Below are 17,265 nucleotides of genomic sequence, written 5' to 3' on the forward strand. Positions count from 1 at the left end.
GCTTTGCATTGTTCATGAAAGGAAAGACCATGGCCCATATCGGTGATCTCGTCTCGGAGATGCTGGCGCAATACGGTGTCGAACTGGTGTTCGGGATGCCGGGCGGGCAGACGACGGCGCTGCACGACGGGATCTCGCGCCGGAACGACCGGATCAAGCATATCCTGATGCGGGACGAGCGGAACGCGGCCTATGCGGCGGATGCCTATGCACGGCTGACCGGCAAGCCCGGGGTCTGCGATGTGACCGTGGGGCCGGGGGCGAACCTGTTGCCTGCCGGGTTTCTGGAGGCCTTGAACGCCTCGATCCCGATGATCGCGATCGTGGGGGAACTGCCGCTGGATTGGCTGTCCTTGAAGGAAAAAGGCATTGCGAGCCAGGGGTTTGACCAGCTCGCCTTCTTCAAGACCTGCTCGAAGGAGGCCTTTCTGGTCCCCTCGGTCGCAGCCCTCCCCGACCTCATTCGCGCCGCCTTCCGGATTGCCACCTCACCCCGCCCGGGCCCGGTGGCCCTGATCATCCCGCATGACATTTTCGACGCCGAATGGGATGAGGAGGCGCTGCCCATCGTCATCGACGACCGGGCCAGACAGATCCCCTTCGTCCGCTCCACCGCGCCCGAGGCGGATATCGAACGGGCGGTCGCTTTGATCAAGAAGGCCAAGCGCCCGGCCATCGTCTATGGCGGCGGCGTGCATGGTTCGGTCGCGGCCATCGAGGCGACGGCCTTTGCCGACCGGCTCGGCGGGCTGGTTGTCACAAGCCTTTCCGGCAAAGGCTCGGTCCCCGAGACGCGGGCCTATGCGGCGGGGGTGCTGAACCCGCTCGGCTCCTGGGCGGCGATCGAGCTGGTGCAGGAGGCCGACCTGATCATCTGGTGCGGATCGAAGGTCAGCCAGAATACCGGCATGAACTGGACCCTGCCCAAGGCAACCCAAGCCACCATCACCATCGACTGCGACCCGATGGAACATGGCCGCACCTTCCGCCCGACCGTGCCTTTGTTCGGCGACGTGAGGGAGGTTTTGCGCAGCCTGAACAAGGCCTTAGGCGACAGCCTCGCCGGCACCCGCCCCGACTGGGACGCCCGGATCGCCGCGGTGAAGGCCGAGGGCGATGCCGCCAAGGCGATCGAGATGGCCTCGGAACAGATCCCGGTTCTGCCGCCCCGCGTGATGCGCGAGATTGCGGCGCGGCTGGGGGAGACCGATGTCGTGGTCTCCGACGCGTCCTTCTCGGCGGGCTGGATCTCCGGCTATATCCCGGCGAAGAAATCCGAACGCCAGTTCCTGTTTGCGCGCGGCCAGGGCGGGCTTGGCTATGCGGTGCCCGGCGCCATCGGCGCGGCGGCCACGCGGCCCGAGGCCCGCATCGTCACCGTCGCCGGCGACGGCGCGTTTTCCTACACGATCGGCGAGCTTGCGACCATGGCGCAGTACAACCAGCGCGTGGTCAATGTGGTGATCAACAACGGCAAACTCGGCTGGATCCAGCTTTGGCAGGAGATCTACTTCGGCAATGTCCAATCCGCCAATCTGGAAAGTCAGACCTCGACGCCGGGCTATGCGGCGGCGGCGGCGGGCCTCGGCCTCCTCGGCATCTATTGCGACAAGCCGGACGAGATCGGCCCGGCCCTCGACCGCGCCTTTGCCCACGATGGCCCCTCGGTGGTCGAGGTCCGCATCGACGACCGCGCCACGCCGATCCACTCCTTCAAACGCCGGATGCGCGAGCTGAACGCCACCCCCAAACCGCGCCCCGGCACCGTCTACAAGCTTCGCCAGTTCAAGATCTCTCCCGATCTTTGAGAGGCGAAGCCTAACGCCCGCGAAACACCGGGGCGCGTTTGGCGGAAAAGGCGGCACGCCCCTCGCGGTAATCCTCGCTGGTGGCGGCCGCCGCCGCCAGCGCCTCGGCGACCTCGGGGTCAAAACTGCCAAAGGCCTGACCGTTCAGGATATATTTCGCCCCGGCGATGGTCAGCGGCGCCGAGGTGGCGGCAAGGCCGCGGGCCATCTCCAGTGCTGCGGCCACCGGGTCCGGCGTGATGCGGTCGATCAGGCCGATCCGCAACGCCTCCCCTGCGGCAAAGCGGTCGCCGGTAAAGAGGATGCGCTTGGCCTCGGTCAGCCCGACCAGCGCCAGCAATTTGCGCGTGCCGCCCGCACCATAGACGATGGAAAGCCGCGCCGCCGGGATGCCGAACTGGCCGCTTTCGGGTGCCAGGCGGAAATCGGCGGCCATGGCGACATGCATGCCGCCGCCGAGGGTATAGCCCTTGCAGGCGGCGATCACCGGCTTCGGGCAGGCGGCGATGGCATCGCAGCCCGCGTCCACCGCGGCCTCATAGGCGCGGGCCTGGTCGGCGTCGTCGCGGATCTGGCCGAATTCGGCAATATCGGCGCCGGCGGTGAAATCCGCCCCCGAACCGGTCAGGACCACGGCCTTGATGCCCGGATCGCGCCCGAGATCGGCAAAGATCCCGGCCAGTCCGCGCCACATCGCCAGGGTCAGCGCGTTGCGCTGCTCCGGCCGGTTGAGGGTGACCAGCGCCACCTCTGCCGCAATCTCCACCAGAATATCCGTCATCCTTGCCCGCCTTCGCTGATCGCCACCCGCGCCGTTCCGGGGCAGAGGATCAGGGCAAGGCCTGCCGCCGACAAGGGCAATTCGCGCACCGGATTGTCAGTTGACCCCGTGTCGCAAGAGGCCCAAGGCTGCGCGACAGGGAGGGCGCCGATGATCGACGCAAGACTGGCACCGCTGCAAGCCCGGCTTCTGGCCCCGCTGGCCCGAGGGCTGGTGGCGCGTGGCGTGGCGGCGGACCAGATCTCGCTGACGGGATTCGGCCTTGGGGTGCTGGCGGTGCCGGCGCTGGCCTGGCAGCTTTACGGGCTGGGCTTGGCTCTTTTGGCCGCGAACCGGCTGGCGGATGGGCTGGATGGCGCGGTGGCGCGGCTGACGGGTCCGACGGACCGTGGCGCCTTTCTGGATATCGCGCTGGATTTCGTCTTTTACGCGTTGTTTCCCCTGGGCTTTGCCCTGGCCGATCCGGGCGCCAATGCGCTGCCCGCTGCGGTGCTGATCGCCTCTTTCGTTGGCACCGGGTCCTCCTTTCTGGCCTTCGCCACCCTGGCCGCACAGCGCGGCACCACGGCGGCGGCTTTCCCGACCAAGGGGATCCACTACCTCGGCGGCCTGACCGAAGGCTTTGAGACCATTGTGGTTTTCGCCGCCATGTGCCTCTTCCCTTGCAGCTTTGCGGCCCTGGCCTATGTCTTTGCGGCGGCCTGTGCCGTCACCACCCTGCTGCGCTGGCACCACGGCTGGCGGAGTTTTTCAGAACAGGGCCGCAAGCCCGCTCCGGAGATGCCATGAAGTTTTCCCTCGTTGCCGCCCTGACGCTCGGCCTTGCCAGCCCCGCCTTCGCCGACTGGTCCCAGACCCTGGCCGAGGCGCGGGGCCAGACCGTCTATTTCAACGCCTGGGGCGGGGATGCGCGGACCAATGACTTCATCTCCTGGGTGGGTAGCCAGACCGAGGCGCTTTACGGCGTCAAGGTGACCCAGGTGAAGCTGAGCGACACGGCTGAGGCGGTGACGCGGGTTCTGTCGGAAAAGGCGGCGGGGCAGGATCAGGGGGGCAGCGTCGACCTCATCTGGATCAACGGGCCGAACTTTCTGGCGATGAAGGAAAAGGGTCTGCTGCATGGGCCTTTCGTGGCCGATCTGCCGAATGCGAAATACCTCGACCTGTCACCCGCCGCCCCGGCCTCGGTCGATTTCACCGTGCCGGTGGAGGGGATGGAAAGCCCCTGGCGGCTGGCGAAATTCGTCTTCAGCTATGACAGCGCCCGCCTGCCCGATCCGCCACGCAGCATGGTGGCGCTGGCGGCATGGGCCAAGGCGCATCCCGGGCGCCTGACCCATCCGCAGCCTTCGAACTTCATGGGGGCGACCTTTCTGAAACAGGCGCTGATCGAACTGGCGCCCGATCCTGCGGCCCTGCAAAAGCCGGTGACCGAGGCGGAATTTGCCGCCCAGACCGCCCCGCTCTGGGCCTGGTACGAGGCTTTGCGCCCGAACCTTTGGCACGAGGGCAAGACCTTTCCGGAGAACGAATCCGTCCAGACCCAGCTTCTGAACGATGGTGAGGTCGATATCGCGATGTCCTTCGACCCGGCCTCGACCGCCGCCGCCATCGGCCAGGGGCTTTTGCCCGAAACCGCGCGGGTTTTCGTGCCCGCGGCGGGATCGATCGGCAATGTGAGCTTTGTCGCCATCCCCTATAACGCCGCGCATGGTGCCGGGGCCGAGGTGGTGGCGAATTTCCTTCTGGCGCCGGAAACCCAGGCGCGGATGCAGAATATCGACGTGCTCGGCTCCTTCTCGGTGCTGGACCCGGCGAGGCTTGATGCGGCGGGGCAGGCAGCCTTTGCGGCGCTGCCGACCGCGCCCGCCCTGCCGACCTCGGCCGATCTGGGCCCGACGCTCTTGGAGCCGCATGCCAGCTGGATGACCCGGCTGACCGAGGAATGGGCCAAGCGTACGGCGCAATGAGCGACGAGGGGCGGCTGATCAGAGGGCTGGTTCTGGCCGTGGTGACCTTCGGTCTGATCGCGCCGATCGCGCTTGGCCTGTGGCAGACCGGGCGGGCGGCCTTCGGCATCCTGCCAGCCCTGGGGGCCGAGGGGCCGACGCTGGCGCCCTGGCGGCAGCTCATTGCCCTGCCGGGCTTTGCCGCCAGCCTGCGACTGACCCTTGTCACCGGGCTTGGCGCGACCTTGCTGTCGCTGCTGCTCGCCACCGGGTTCTGCGCCGCGGTTCATGCCCGGATGGGTTCGGGCGCGGGGGAGCGGATGCTGGCGCCGTTTCTGGCGGTGCCCCATGCGGCGATGGCGGTGGGGCTGGCCTTCGTGCTGGCGCCCTCGGGCTGGATCGCCCGCGCGCTGGCCGAGGTGGCGGGGTGGAGCCGGCCGCCGGATCTCGCCACGGTCAACGACGGCTGGGGCCTTGCGCTGATGCTGGGGCTGATGGTCAAGGAGGTGCCCTTCCTGCTTCTGGTGATCCTGTCTGCCCTGTCGCAGATCGCGGTGGGGAAGCAGATGGCGGCGGGGCGGGCGCTTGGCTATGGGCGGGGCATCGTCTGGATCAAGATCGTGATGCCGCAGGTCTGGCCGCTGATCCGGCTGCCGGTCTGGGTCGTGCTGGCCTATGCCATGTCGACGGTGGACATGGCGCTGATCCTTGGCCCGTCCAACCCGCCGACGCTGGCCGTGGCGGTGATGCGCTGGTACGGGGCGGCGGACCTCGCGATGATCCTGCCCGCCTCGGCCGGGGCGCTGCTGCAGGCGGGGCTGGTCCTGGCGGCCATCGCCCTGTTCTGGGCGGGCGAGGGGCTGCTGCGGCGCCTTGGCCTCTGGTGGCTGCGGCGCGGCGGGCGCGGGCTTTCGGCGGAACCGGGGCTTTGGGCGGCCAGCGCCGCGGTGGTGACGCTTCTGACCCTCGGCGCCGTGGCGATGCTGGCGCTGGCGGTCTGGAGCCTGTCCTGGCGCTGGTCCTTCCCGCAGCTTCTGCCGGAAAGCTGGTCGCTCGCCCCCTGGTCCAGCCATTCCGGCGACTGGGGCCGGGCCCTGTCGCACACGCTGACCCTTGCCGCGGCGACCACCGGCCTGTCGCTCGCCCTCGCCATCGCCTGGCTGGAGGGCGAGGACCGCGCCCGCCGCAGCCGCGCCCCCTGGGCCGAGGCGCTGATCTATCTGCCGCTGCTGATTCCGCAGATCGGGTTTCTGTATGGGCTGAACGTGGTCTTCCTGCAGCTGGGCGTGTCGGGCGGCATGGTGGCGGTGATCTGGGCGCAAAGCCTGTTCGTCTTTCCCTATGTGATGATCGCCCTCTCCGACCCCTGGCGGGCGCTCGACCCGCGACTGGAGGCGGCGGCCTCGGCCCTGGGCGCGGGTCCGTGGCGCAGGCTTCTGGCGGTGAAACTGCCGATCCTGCTGCGCCCGCTTCTGACCGCCGCCGCCATCGGCATCGCGGTCTCGGTCGCGCAATATCTGCCGACGCTGTTTGCCGGGGCGGGCCGCATCGCGACCCTGACGACCGAGGCGGTGACCCTTTCCTCAGGCTCCGACCGGCGGGTGACCGGGGTCTATGCCAGCCTGCAGGCCGCGCTGCCCTTCGCGGCCTATCTTCTGGCCTTCCTCTTGCCCGCCCTGATCCACCGCCACCGCCGCGCCCTTTCGGGAGCCCGCCTGTCATGAGCCTTGATCTGCAGGACCTCTGCATCCGCACTGCTTCGGGCGAACCGCTCTTTGCCCCCCTGACCCTGCAGATCGCGCGGGGAGAGGTCGCCACCGTCATGGGCCCCTCCGGCATCGGCAAATCGACGCTGCTGGACGGGATCGGCGGCCATCTGGCGCATGGCTTCCATCTGTCGGGCCGCGTCACGCTGGATGGGCGCGACATGACCCGCCTGCCGGCCGAGGCGCGGCGGATCGGGGTGCTGTTCCAGGACGCGCTTCTGTTTCCGCATCTGTCGGTGGGCGACAACCTCGCCTTCGGCCTGCCCCACGGTCTGAAGGGCCGCGCCCCGCGCCGGGAAGCGGTGGAGGCGGCGCTGGATCAGGCGGGCCTGTCGGGCCTGTATGCCCGCGACCCCGCCACCCTGTCGGGCGGGCAGAAGGCGCGGGCCGCGCTGATGCGCACGCTTCTGGCCGAGCCTCTGGCCCTGCTGCTGGACGAACCCTTCTCGCGCCTCGATGCGAGCCTCAGGGACGAGATCCGCCGCTTCATCTTTGCCCTGGTGCGGGAGAGGGCCATTCCGGCCTTGCTGGTGACGCATGACGCCGAGGATGCGGCGCTGGCCGGTGGGGCCGTGGTGCAGTTGCAAACCCGGCCGGAGGGCTGACATTCCCGCGCCCCCGCCTTGCGGAGGGGGCGGGAAAGGTGGAAGGATTGCCGCATAGACCCTTGCGGCCCCAGCCATTTCAGCCCCGTTGGACCCCATGACCTCTGCAAAGAACGGAGTCTTCCTGCGAAGCCATCGCATGGCCCGGACGCTGGCGGGCCACCGGCGGTCGCGCAAGCGGGACTTCGTGCTGGCCACGGTGCTGGCGGCCATCGCCGGGGCGGCCAATGCGGGTGGCTTCTTCGCGCTTGGCAAATACACCTCGCATATGACGGGCTATATCTCGCAACTGGCCGATGGGGTGGCGGTGCTGGATTTTGCGGTGGCCTTTGTCAGCCTGCTCGCGATCAGCGCCTTCGTCACCGGGGCGGCCTTCAGCACCATCCTGATCAACTGGGCGCGCCAGCATCTGTTGCGCCAGCAATATGCCCTGCCTCTGGCGCTGCAGGGCGTCTTCATGCTGTGCTTTTCCTGGGGCGGGATCTTTTCCAGCGAGGCCGGGCGGCTCTTCTCGCTCGCCTGTCTGTGTTTCATCATGGGGATGCAGAATGCGACGATCACCAAGATTTCCAACGCGCGGATCCGCACCACCCATGCCTCGGGCATGGTGACCGACATCGGGATCGAGTTCGGCCGGGCGATCTTCAGCGGCGTCTTGCGGATGCCGGGGGTCCGGCCCGACTGGGCCAAGCTGCGGATTCTGGTGACCCTCGTCTCGGCCTTCCTTCTGGGCGGGGTGACCGGGGCGGTGGGCTATGGGCATGTCGGCTTCTTCTTCTCGCTGCCGCTGGCGGTGGTGCTGCTGAGCCTGTCGCTGCCCACGCTTCTGTCGCGCCGGGGCGCCTAGAAGGTCCTGCCGCGCAGACCGTTCATCACCGAGACGAGCGCCTCGGAAATGCCCGGTTCCGACAGGGCATGTCCGGCCTGGGCGATCAGCCGCAGCTCGGCCCCGGGCCAGCCCTGGGTCAGCCGCCAGGCCGCTGCGGGCGGGCAGATCATGTCGAGCCTTCCCTGCACCATGGTGACGCCGATCCCCTCAATCCGGTGCCTTTCGCGCAGGATCCAGCCGTCGCCATCCAGAAAGCCGCCGTTCTGGAAATAGTGATTCTCCAGCCGGGCGAAGGCGCGGGCGTAATCGGCGGGGCCCTCGCCCCAGAAGCCGTCATGGCTGACCGAGGCGAGGGCGTTCTCCCAGTTCGACCAGATCCGGCCAAGGCGGATCTCTTCGGAAAGATCGCCCGAGAACAGCCGCCGGTGATAGGCGCCGATCAGATCGCCACGCTCTTCCGGCGGGATCGGGGCGATGAAACGCGCCCAGAGGTCAGGAAAGAACATCCCCGCCCCGCCGCCATAGAACCAGTCAAGCTCGCCCTTGGTCATCAGGAAGATGCCGCGCAGGGTCAGATGGGCGACGCGGGTCGGGTGGGTGATGGCATAGATCAGCGCCAAGGCGGCACCCCAGGAGCCGCCGAAGACGATGAACTTCTCGACTCCCATCGCTTCGCGGATCGCCTCGATATCGGCGACGAGGTGCCAGGTCGTGTTGTGTTCGACGCTGGCATGCGGGCGCGAGCGGCCGCAGCCGCGCTGGTCGAAGAGGATGACGCGGTAATGCGCCGGATCGAAATAGCGCCGCATCGCCGGGCTGCAGCCGCCGCCCGGACCGCCGTGGAGGACGATGACCGGCACCCCATCCGGGTTGCCGCATTGCTCGACATAAAGCCGGTGGCCGTCGCCCACGTCCATCATGCGCTGGTCGAAGGGCTCAACCGGCGGGTAAAGATAGTCGCTTGCGCGTTTTGGGCCTGATCTGTGATCCATCTCGGCCTATATAGCCTGTGCTGCGGTCTGTGACACACGGTTTTTGAAGGAAGAATGACATGCAAACCACCATTGATCCGAGTGAAGTCGCGAAATTCGAGGCGATGGCGGCGGAATGGTGGGATCCGAACGGGAAATTCCGCCCGCTGCACCTGATGAACCCCTGCCGGCTGGATTACATCACCGGGCAGATTGCCGCCGAATATGGCCGTGATCTTGCGCAGCCGAAGCCTTTTGCGGGCCTGCGGATCCTCGACATCGGCTGTGGCGGCGGGCTTTTGTCCGAACCGATGGCGCGTCTCGGGGCCGAGGTGGTGGGGGCGGATGCGGCGCCGCGGAATATTCCGGTGGCGCAGGTTCATGCGGAGCAATCGGGCCTCAGCATCGACTACCGCTTCACCACGGCAGAGGATCTGGCGGCGGCGGGCGAGCGGTTCGACGTGGTTCTGAACATGGAAGTGGTCGAGCATGTCAGCGACCCGCTCGCCTATCTGACCGCCTGCCAGACCCTGTTGAAACCGGGCGGGATCATGCTGTGTTCGACCCTGAACCGGAACCCGAAAAGCTTCCTGATGGCGATCATCGGGGCGGAGTGGGTGATGCGGTGGTTGCCTAAGGGCACGCATGACTGGGCCAAGTTCATCACCCCGGACGAGCTTTACGACCTGATCCGCCGCGCTGGCCTTTCGCCTTTGGACCGCAAGGGCATGGTCTTCAACCCGGTCAGCTGGAGCTGGAGCCTGTCGCCGCGCGATCTGTCGGTCAATTATGTGACGACCAGCCGGAAGTCGGCGTGAAAAGGGCGGGTTTGCACGCGTGCAATCCCGCCTAATGCACTGATTTCGCAGGGTTTCCGAAATTTCGTTAGGGTTTCGTTAACCCCGCCTCGGCCTAGTCCGAGGAGGATTTGGCCCAGAGGTTGATGTCCCGCTCCAGCGAAATCCGGTCGATCTCGGCCAGTTCCGCGGGCGTGAAGCTGAGGTTTTGCAGGGCGCCGACGCAATCCACCACCTGTTCGGGTTTGGAGGCGCCGATCAGGGCCGAGGTCAGCTTGCCATCGCGCAGCACCCAGGCGAGGGCCATCTGCGCCAGCGTCTGGCCGCGCGATCGCGCAAGATCGTTCAGCTTGTTCAGGCTGGCCACGGCCTGATCGCTCAAGACCGAGGGGTCAAGGCTTTTGCCCTGCGCGGCACGGCTGCCCTCGGGGATGCCTTTCAGGTATTTGTTGGTCAACATCCCCTGCGCCAGGGGCACGAAACCGATCGAGCCGATGCCAAGTTCGGACAGGGTGTCCTGCAGCCCCTCCGTCTCGATCCAGCGGTTGAGGATGGAGTAGCTTGGCTGGTGGATCACGCAGGGCGTGCCGAGGTCTTTCAGGATCGCCGCCGCCTCGCGGGTGCGCTGGCTGCCGTAGCTGGAAATCCCGACATACAAAGCCTTGCCCGAGCGGACGATCTGGTCGAGCGCGCCCATCGTCTCTTCCAGCGGCGTTTCGGGGTCGAAACGGTGCGAATAGAAGATGTCGAAATAATCGAGCCCGGTGCGTTTCAGGCTTTGATCGCACGACGCGATCAGGTTCTTGCGGCTTCCCCATTCGCCGTAGGGGCCCTGCCACATCAGGTACCCGGCCTTGGAGGAGATGATCATCTCATCCCGCAGGCCCTTGAAATCATTGCGCATGATCTCGCCAAAGGCCTCTTCGGCGGAACCGGGGGGCGGGCCGTAGTTGTTGGCGATGTCGAAATGGGTGATGCCAAGGTCGAAGGCCTGGCGCAGGATCGCCTGCTTGGTCTGGTGCGGCGTGTCATGGCCGAAATTGTGCCAGAGCCCGAGAGAGATGGCGGGGAGTTTCAGCCCGCTGCGGCCACAGCGGTTGTAGATCATCCGGTCATAGCGGGTTTCGGCGGGGATATAGGGCATGGCAGCCTCCTTGGGTGTTGCAGACTTGTCGTACAGCCGTGCCGGAATTTCCAGCGCTAACCTGCCGAGGGAACCGCAGGGCGTGCAGCCGCATTGCCCTTTGTCGCGACGGCTGCAATAGTCCGTTCACGTTATTGAAAGGTTGCATGTCTCGATGGCGCTTTCGGTCAGAGCAAGGGTCATGGTCGGTGCCGCGGCACTTGCGCTGGGGCTGGTCGCAGCCTTGCCGGGGCAGGCTTTCGATGCGGTGCAATTCACCGTCACCGGGGGCGACAAGGCGCTGGAGAAAAGCCTGCGCGCCGCCTCGGGCCTGACGTCGCCGGCCAAGGATGTGACGGCGCAGGATCTTTTCGCCGATGCGCGGGCCGAATATGGCCGGCTTCTGTCGGCGCTTTATGCGACGGGGCATTACGGCCCGGTGATCCATGTGCTGATCGACGGGCGCGAGGCCTCGAGCATCGCGCCGCTGAACGCGCCGTCCGCCATCGGCACCATCGCGGTGACGGTCGATCCCGGCCCGGTCTTCGCCTTTTCGCAGGCTCAGGTCGCCCCCCTCGCGCCGCGGACCGAGATGCCGGAGGCCTTTGCCGTGGGCAAGCCCGCCGGGGCCGGGGTGATCAAGGGCGCGGTGCAGGCCGGTGTCGATGGCTGGCGCAACCAGGGCAATGCCAAGGCCAAGGTCGCGGGGCAGGATCTGACGGCGGATCATGCGACCTCGACCCTGTCGGCCAAGGTCGCGCTGGCGCCGGGGCCGGTGCTGCGCTTTGGCGCGCTGAAGGTGAACGGGGCAAAGACGATCCGCCCGAACCGGGTGCAGAAGATCGCCGGCGTGCCGACGGGCGAACGGTTCGACCCGGTGCTGGAAAAGCGCGTGGTGGAGCGGCTGCGCCGCTCGGGCGTGTTCTCCTCGGTCACGGTGACCGAGGATGCGGGGATCACCCCGCCGGATTACCTGGGCCTGACCGCCGACCTGGTCGAGGCCAAGCCGCGCCGCTACACCTTTGGCGCCGAGGTCGCCACCGACGACGGGTTGAGCCTGAACGGCAGCTGGCTGCACCGCAACCTTCTGGGCGGCGGCGAGCGGCTGGAGATCACCGGCGCGGTCAGCAACATCGGCGGCAGCACCGGCAGCGGGCTGGATTATTCGCTGGGCGTCACGCTGGACCGGCCGGCGACGCCGGGGGCGGATACCACGCTGAACCTTCTGGCCAATGCCGGCCATCAAAGCGAGGACGATTTCACCGCCGACACCTTCAGCACGGGGGGTGGCTTCACGCATTACTTCTCGGAAGAGCTGACCAGCCATATCGCGCTGACCTACAACTATTCCAACGGTTCGGATGCGGCGGGGAATTTTCTGTACCGCAGCCTCGATCTGCCGATGGGCGTGACCTGGGACCGGCGCGACAGCAAGACCGATGCGACGCGGCTGTTCTACATCGATGTCAGCGCCAAGCCCTTCTTCGGCTTTGGCCAGACCGACAATGGCATCAAGCTGGGCTTTGACGGCAGGGTCTACAAAAGCGTGGGGGCGAAGAAGGGCGTGGTCCTGGCGGCACGGCTGCAGGGCGGGGCGATCCTTGGCGCCTCGGTCCTCGGCGCACCGCGGACGGATCTGTTCTATTCGGGCGGCGGCGGCACGGTGCGCGGCCAGCCCTACCAGTCGCTGGGCGTGACGGTGGACAACAATGGCACGCCTTTGGACATCGGCGGGACGACCTTCCTTGCCACCTCGCTGGAGGCGCGGGTCAAGGTGACCGACAGCATCGGCGTGGTGGGCTTTGTTGATGCGGGCGCGGTCGGCGTCGGCGGGATTTCGGGCGACAACTGGCAGGCGGGCGCGGGTCTGGGCCTGCGCTATGCCACCGGGGTCGGGCCGATCCGGCTGGACGTGGCGATGCCGGTGCATGGCAACACCGGCAAGGGTGTGCAGCTTTATGTGGGTCTGGGGCAGGCGTTCTGATGCGGTTTCTGGCAGCCTTCCTTCTGTTCCTTCTGCCCGCCACGGCCTTTGCCGACGAGGCGGCAGACAAGGATTTCATCACCACCTGGCTGGAGACCAACCTCTCCGGCGCCGGGCGGACCATCACGATCGAGGGGTTCCAGGGCGCCCTGTCCTCGCAGGCGAGCCTGAAGACGCTGACCATCGCCGATGATGCCGGGGTCTGGCTGACGCTGAAGGATGTGACGCTGGACTGGAGCCGCGCCGCGCTGTTCTCGGGCCGGATCGCGGTCAACGAGCTTTCGGCGGGCGAGATCGACCTCGACCGCCTGCCCACCGCCAGTTCGACCGACAGCGCCATCCCCGCGGCCGAGGCCAAGCCCTGGGCGCTGCCGGATCTGCCGGTCTCCATCGCGATCAAGAGCGTTCTGGCCAAGAAGATCATCCTCGGGCCGACCGTCCTTGGCCAGCCGGTCGAGGCGAGCCTGACGGCGGATGCCAACCTTGCCGGCGGCGAGGGCACGCTGCACCTGGCGTTGGAACGCACGGGCGGCGGGCCGCAGGGCAAGCTGACGCTGGCCTCCTCCTTTGCCAATGCGACCCAGGTGCTGGACCTGTCGCTGGAGGCCTCGGAAGGGGCGGGGGGCATCGTGGGCACCCTCTTGCATGTGCCGGGCACCCCGGCGGCCAGCCTGACCATCGCGGGCAAAGGCCCCCTGTCGGATTTCAGCGCCGAGGTGAACCTGTCGACCGATGGCCAGACGCGGCTCGCCGGAAAGCTCACGCAAAAGGACGATGCCGAGGGCAACCGCAGCTTTACCGCCGATCTGGCGGGCGATCCGACGCCGGTTTTCCTGCCCGATTACGCCGCCTTCTTCGGCCCCAATGTCGCCCTGCAGCTGAAGGGCCGGCGCGGCGCGGATGGGGCGCTGGCCATCGACAATTTCGCGGTGCAGTCGCAGGCCCTGAAACTGCAGGGCAACATGGCGCTCGACACCGAGGGGCAGCCGCAGAACCTGCATCTGTCCGGCGTTCTGGGCCTGCCCAATGGTCCGGTGACGCTGCCCGTCGTCTCGACCCTGCCGATCCGGGTGGGCCATGCCGATCTGACGCTGGAATATGACAAGGCGGTCAGCAACCTCTGGAGCTTTGGCGTCACGGCGAGCCAGTTCGACAGCGGTAATACCGCCATCGGCCTGTTGCAGCTGAGGGCCGAGGGCCAGTTGCAGGACGCGCTTTTCAACGGTGCGGCGCGGTTTTCCGCCCTGTCGCTGCTGCCGCGCGATCCGGGGCTGGCCAAGGCGCTGGGCGCAACCGTGACCGGGGCGGCAAGCTTCAGCTGGGATCAGGCCAAATCGGCGCTGCAAGTCTCTGACCTGTCGCTGACGGCGCCGGGCTACCGGATCACCAGCCAGGGCAATATCAGCGGTCTGGCCGAGCTGGAGGGCAAGGTTGCCGGCCATTACGACGACCTTTCCCGGCTGGAAAGCCTGACCGGGCGGCCCCTGAAAGGCGCGGTGCAGTTCGATCTTGCGGGCAAGGGCAGCCCGGTGAGCGGCGCCTTCGACGTGGATGGCACGCTGGAAGGCATCGGCCTTGCCGCCGGTATCGCCCCGCTGGATCATCTGCTGGAGGGGCAGAGCGCGCTGGCCTTCTCGGGCAAGCGGGACGAGACCGGCACGCTGATCCGCGCGCTGAGCCTGAAGGCGAAAAGCCTCGCCGTCGACCTGACCGGCACGCTGACCGGCGAGAACAGCGACCTCAAGGGCACGGTGGATTTCAACGATCTCGCCGCCCTCGGGCCGCAGTATCACGGCAGCCTCAGTGCCAAGGGCAGTTTTGCCGGCACCTTGCAGGCGGGCAAGCTTTCGGTGCTGGCGCAGGGCCAGGATCTGGCGATCGGCCAGCCGCAGGCCGATGCGCTGCTGAAAGGCACCAGCGATCTGGCGCTGGAGACGACCTTTGCCAATGGCGTGGCCACCATCCAGAAGGCGCAGGCCACCACGGCGCATGGGGTGATTGCGGCGACAGGCACCGCCTCGGCTGCGCAGAGCGACCTCAAGGCCACGCTGTCGCTGCCCGATCTTTCGGTGCTGGGCGCGGGTTATCGCGGTGTGGTCGAGGGCGATGCAACGCTGACCGGCACGATGAGTGCCGGGGTCGCGACGCTGGACGTGAAGGCGAGCGATCTGGCGCTGGGTCAGGCGCAGGCCGACACGCTGCTGCGCGGCAGTTCGAGCGTTTCGGTCAAGCTGGCGCTGACGCCGCAGGGCATCCAGATCGACAAGGCCGAGCTGAGCAATGCCCAGCTGCGCGCCAGCATCATCGGTGTGGTGCAGGGTGCCAACCGCAACCTGACGCTGTCGGCCAAGCTGGCCAATCTGGGTCAGCTTTACCCGCAATTCCCCGGGGCCGCGACGCTGACCGGCACCGCGGTGCAGGGTGCCACCGGCACCGTGCTGGATGTCGAGGCCAAGGGGCCGGGGCAGCTGGATGCGCGGATCAAGGGCACGGTCGCGGCGGATTACACCCGCGCCGATCTGGGCATCAGCGGCAGCGCCTCGGCTTCGCTGGCCAATGCGCTGATCGCGCCGCGCTCGATCGACGGGGCGCTGCGCTTTGATCTGCGGCTGAACGGGCCCTTGGCGCTGTCCTCGCTGAGCGGGCCGGTCACGCTGTCGGGCGGGCGGCTGGCCGATCCGTCGCTGGCCTTCGCCTTGCAGGACCTTGCCGCCACGGCCCGGCTGACGGGCGGGCGGGTGCAGATCGATTCCTCCAGCGCGGTTTCGACCGGCGGCAGGCTGACGGTGAAGGGCGGCATCGGGCTGGATGCGCCCTATACGGCGGATCTGGCGATCCAGCTTGCCAGCGTCGTTCTGAAGAACCCCGAGCTTTACGAGACCACGGTCAATGGCGCGGTGACCTTCAAAGGGCCGGCGATGGGCGGGGCGATGATTGCCGGGTCGATCGCGCTGGGCAAGACCGAGCTGCGCATCCCCTCCACCGGGGCGGGGGCCGATGGCAACCTGCCGGGGCTGAAGCATCTGCACGAGCCCGCCGCCGTCAAGGCGACGCGGGTGCGTGCCGGGGTCGGCACCTCGGTCGGGACCGCAAAGCCAAGCCGGGGCTATGGGCTGGACATCCGGATTTCGGCGCCCAATCAGGTGTTCATCCGCGGCCGTGGACTTGATGCCGAACTGGGCGGCAGTCTGGTGCTGCGCGGCACGACGACGAATATCATCCCCTCAGGCGCCTTCAACCTGATCCGCGGCCGGCTGGATATCCTCGGCCGGCGGCTGGTCCTGTCCGAGGCGCAGATCCAGATGCAGGGCGCCTTGGTGCCCTATGTCCGCGTCGTGGCCTCGGTCGACAGCGATGGCGTGACCTCGCAGGTGGTGATCGAGGGCGATGCCACCAACCCGACGGTGACCTTCACCTCGACCCCCTCGCTGCCGCAGGAAGAGGTCATCGCGCGGCTCTTGTTCAACCGTGGCCTGCAGAACATCAGCGCCTTTCAGGCGGCACAGCTGGCCAGCGCCGTGGCGACGCTGGCGGGTGGCGGCGGCGAGGGCATCCTTGGCAAGATCCGCAGCGAGAGCGGGCTCGACAATCTGGATGTGCAGGCCGATGCAACGGGCAATGCCTCGGTCACGGCGGGCAAGTATTTCAGCGACAAGACCTATAGCGAGGTCACGGTGGACCAGAGCGGGAAAAGCACGATCAGCCTGAACTACGACGTGGGCCGCAACGTGACGCTGAAGGCGCATGTCACCTCGGACGGGGCGACGGGCGCGGGGGTCTTCCTGCAGAAGGATTACTAGCGCTTGCGGTGCCGTTCGGCGTCGAAAGCCGCGCCCAGAAGCACGGTATAGGCGCTGACGTAGAGCCAGATCTGCAGGACGACGACCGCCCCGATCGAGCCATAGACCCGGTTGTAAGATGGAAAGTTGGCGAGGTAGAGCATGAAGCCCCGCGCCGCCAGCGCCCAGAGCACCACCGCCACCAGCAGACCCCAGCTGAAGAAGGGCGGGCGGCGCGGGCCGTAGTTCGGGCCATAGCGATAGGCGATCCCGACCGAGACGACGACGAGGATCACCCCCAGCGCCAGGTTGGCGCGGTGCAGGGCGGTCGCGTCATCGACGGGCAGGGGCAGCATGCCGATGATCAGCGGCGCCACGACGGTGACCAGCATCGCGGCCAGCGCCAGCCCCATCAGTGCCAGCGTCAGCAGCATGGCGCGCAACTGGTGGTGGCCGCCGGGCCGGTTGGGCAGCTGGTGGATCGCGTTCAACCCGCGGATCAGCGCCGCCACCCCGGCCCGCGCCGACCAGAGCGCGAAGAGCGTGGACAGCACCGTGGCCCAGCCCAGCTGCGGCCCGCGCACGGCGAGCAAGCCGTTGACCTGCGCATGAACCAGGCTCAACGCATCCGGCGGCAGAAAACCGCGGAGGAGGTCGACCTGGGTCTGGATCACGGAAGGATCATAGACGGCACCCCAGACCGCGATCACCGCGGCGGCGGCCGGAAAGATGGCGAGGAAGCAGAAGAAGCCCACGCCGGCCGAGATCAGCCCCAGCTCGGCCTGTTCCGACCTTCGGTACAGGCGCAAAGCGGCGGCGATGAACTGGGGCGGAAGCGGCAGTCGTCGCAAACCCCAATCCTCCGGCGGTCCT

Annotated in this window: 13 protein-coding genes; 9 read left to right on the plus strand and 4 right to left on the minus strand. The window is 67.5% G+C overall.

Going from position 1 to position 17,265, the window contains the following annotated elements; genetic code table 11:
• Positions 1 to 29 precede the first annotated feature (29 nt).
• On the plus strand, positions 30 to 1,808 hold the full coding sequence (locus AC1DZT_RS00495; RefSeq protein ID WP_478004626.1) for a thiamine pyrophosphate-binding protein: 1,779 nt from the start codon (positions 30 to 32) through the stop codon (positions 1,806 to 1,808).
• Between the two features lie 10 nt (positions 1,809 to 1,818).
• Here AC1DZT_RS00495 and AC1DZT_RS00500 read toward each other — a convergent pair whose 3' ends face one another.
• Positions 1,819 to 2,589, minus strand: coding sequence for an enoyl-CoA hydratase-related protein (locus tag AC1DZT_RS00500; RefSeq protein ID WP_478004627.1), 771 nt, complete (start codon positions 2,587 to 2,589; stop codon positions 1,819 to 1,821).
• A gap of 150 nt (positions 2,590 to 2,739) precedes the next feature.
• Here AC1DZT_RS00500 and AC1DZT_RS00505 point away from each other — a divergent pair, with 150 nt between their 5' ends.
• From AC1DZT_RS00505 to AC1DZT_RS00525, 5 genes are all read left to right on the plus strand, one after another.
• Positions 2,740 to 3,378, plus strand: a complete 639-nt coding sequence (locus AC1DZT_RS00505; protein WP_478004628.1) for a CDP-alcohol phosphatidyltransferase family protein — start codon at positions 2,740 to 2,742, stop codon at positions 3,376 to 3,378.
• Positions 3,375 to 4,559: an ABC transporter substrate-binding protein gene (locus tag AC1DZT_RS00510; RefSeq protein ID WP_478004629.1), complete on the plus strand. Its 1,185-nt coding sequence runs from the start codon at positions 3,375 to 3,377 to the stop codon at positions 4,557 to 4,559. Before AC1DZT_RS00505 ends, AC1DZT_RS00510 begins: the two co-directional genes overlap by 4 nt.
• On the plus strand, positions 4,535 to 6,262 hold the full coding sequence (locus AC1DZT_RS00515; RefSeq protein WP_478004630.1) for an ABC transporter permease: 1,728 nt from the start codon (positions 4,535 to 4,537) through the stop codon (positions 6,260 to 6,262). Before AC1DZT_RS00510 ends, AC1DZT_RS00515 begins: the two co-directional genes overlap by 25 nt.
• The gene (locus tag AC1DZT_RS00520; RefSeq protein WP_478004631.1) at positions 6,259 to 6,909 is read left to right on the plus strand and encodes an ATP-binding cassette domain-containing protein; all 651 of its coding nucleotides are present in this window, start codon (positions 6,259 to 6,261) and stop codon (positions 6,907 to 6,909) included. Before AC1DZT_RS00515 ends, AC1DZT_RS00520 begins: the two co-directional genes overlap by 4 nt.
• A 139-nt stretch (positions 6,910 to 7,048) precedes the next feature.
• Complete coding sequence (locus AC1DZT_RS00525; protein WP_478004632.1) at positions 7,049 to 7,756, plus strand: YoaK family protein; 708 nt, start codon at positions 7,049 to 7,051, stop codon at positions 7,754 to 7,756.
• On the opposite strand, the gene pip is transcribed toward AC1DZT_RS00525, so the two are convergent.
• Positions 7,753 to 8,730, minus strand: a complete 978-nt coding sequence (pip, locus tag AC1DZT_RS00530) for a prolyl aminopeptidase (RefSeq protein WP_478004633.1) — start codon at positions 8,728 to 8,730, stop codon at positions 7,753 to 7,755. The genes AC1DZT_RS00525 and pip overlap by 4 nt on opposite strands.
• Before the next feature lie 59 nt (positions 8,731 to 8,789).
• On the opposite strand from pip, the gene ubiG reads away from it, so the two are divergent.
• Positions 8,790 to 9,527, plus strand: a complete 738-nt coding sequence (gene ubiG / locus AC1DZT_RS00535) for a bifunctional 2-polyprenyl-6-hydroxyphenol methylase/3-demethylubiquinol 3-O-methyltransferase UbiG (RefSeq protein ID WP_478004634.1) — start codon at positions 8,790 to 8,792, stop codon at positions 9,525 to 9,527.
• A 94-nt stretch (positions 9,528 to 9,621) separates the two neighbouring features.
• On the opposite strand, the gene mgrA is transcribed toward ubiG, so the two are convergent.
• A complete protein-coding gene (mgrA, locus tag AC1DZT_RS00540; RefSeq protein ID WP_478004635.1) occupies positions 9,622 to 10,650 on the minus strand; it encodes an L-glyceraldehyde 3-phosphate reductase in 1,029 nt (342 codons plus the stop codon).
• A 154-nt stretch (positions 10,651 to 10,804) separates the two neighbouring features.
• Here mgrA and AC1DZT_RS00545 point away from each other — a divergent pair, with 154 nt between their 5' ends.
• Together AC1DZT_RS00545 and AC1DZT_RS00550 are read left to right on the plus strand one after the other, a co-directional pair.
• The gene (locus tag AC1DZT_RS00545; protein WP_478004636.1) at positions 10,805 to 12,613 is read left to right on the plus strand and encodes an autotransporter assembly complex protein TamA; all 1,809 of its coding nucleotides are present in this window, start codon (positions 10,805 to 10,807) and stop codon (positions 12,611 to 12,613) included.
• A complete protein-coding gene (locus AC1DZT_RS00550; protein ID WP_478004637.1) occupies positions 12,613 to 16,413 on the plus strand; it encodes a translocation/assembly module TamB domain-containing protein in 3,801 nt (1,266 codons plus the stop codon). The genes AC1DZT_RS00545 and AC1DZT_RS00550 overlap by 1 nt, the downstream gene beginning before the upstream one ends.
• Here the strand turns inward: AC1DZT_RS00550 and AC1DZT_RS00555 are convergent.
• Complete coding sequence (locus AC1DZT_RS00555; protein ID WP_478004638.1) at positions 16,410 to 17,243, minus strand: YihY/virulence factor BrkB family protein; 834 nt, start codon at positions 17,241 to 17,243, stop codon at positions 16,410 to 16,412. The genes AC1DZT_RS00550 and AC1DZT_RS00555 overlap by 4 nt on opposite strands.
• Positions 17,244 to 17,265 lie beyond the last annotated feature (22 nt).

The organism is Rhodobacter sp. P1_C2, from assembly GCF_056406375.1.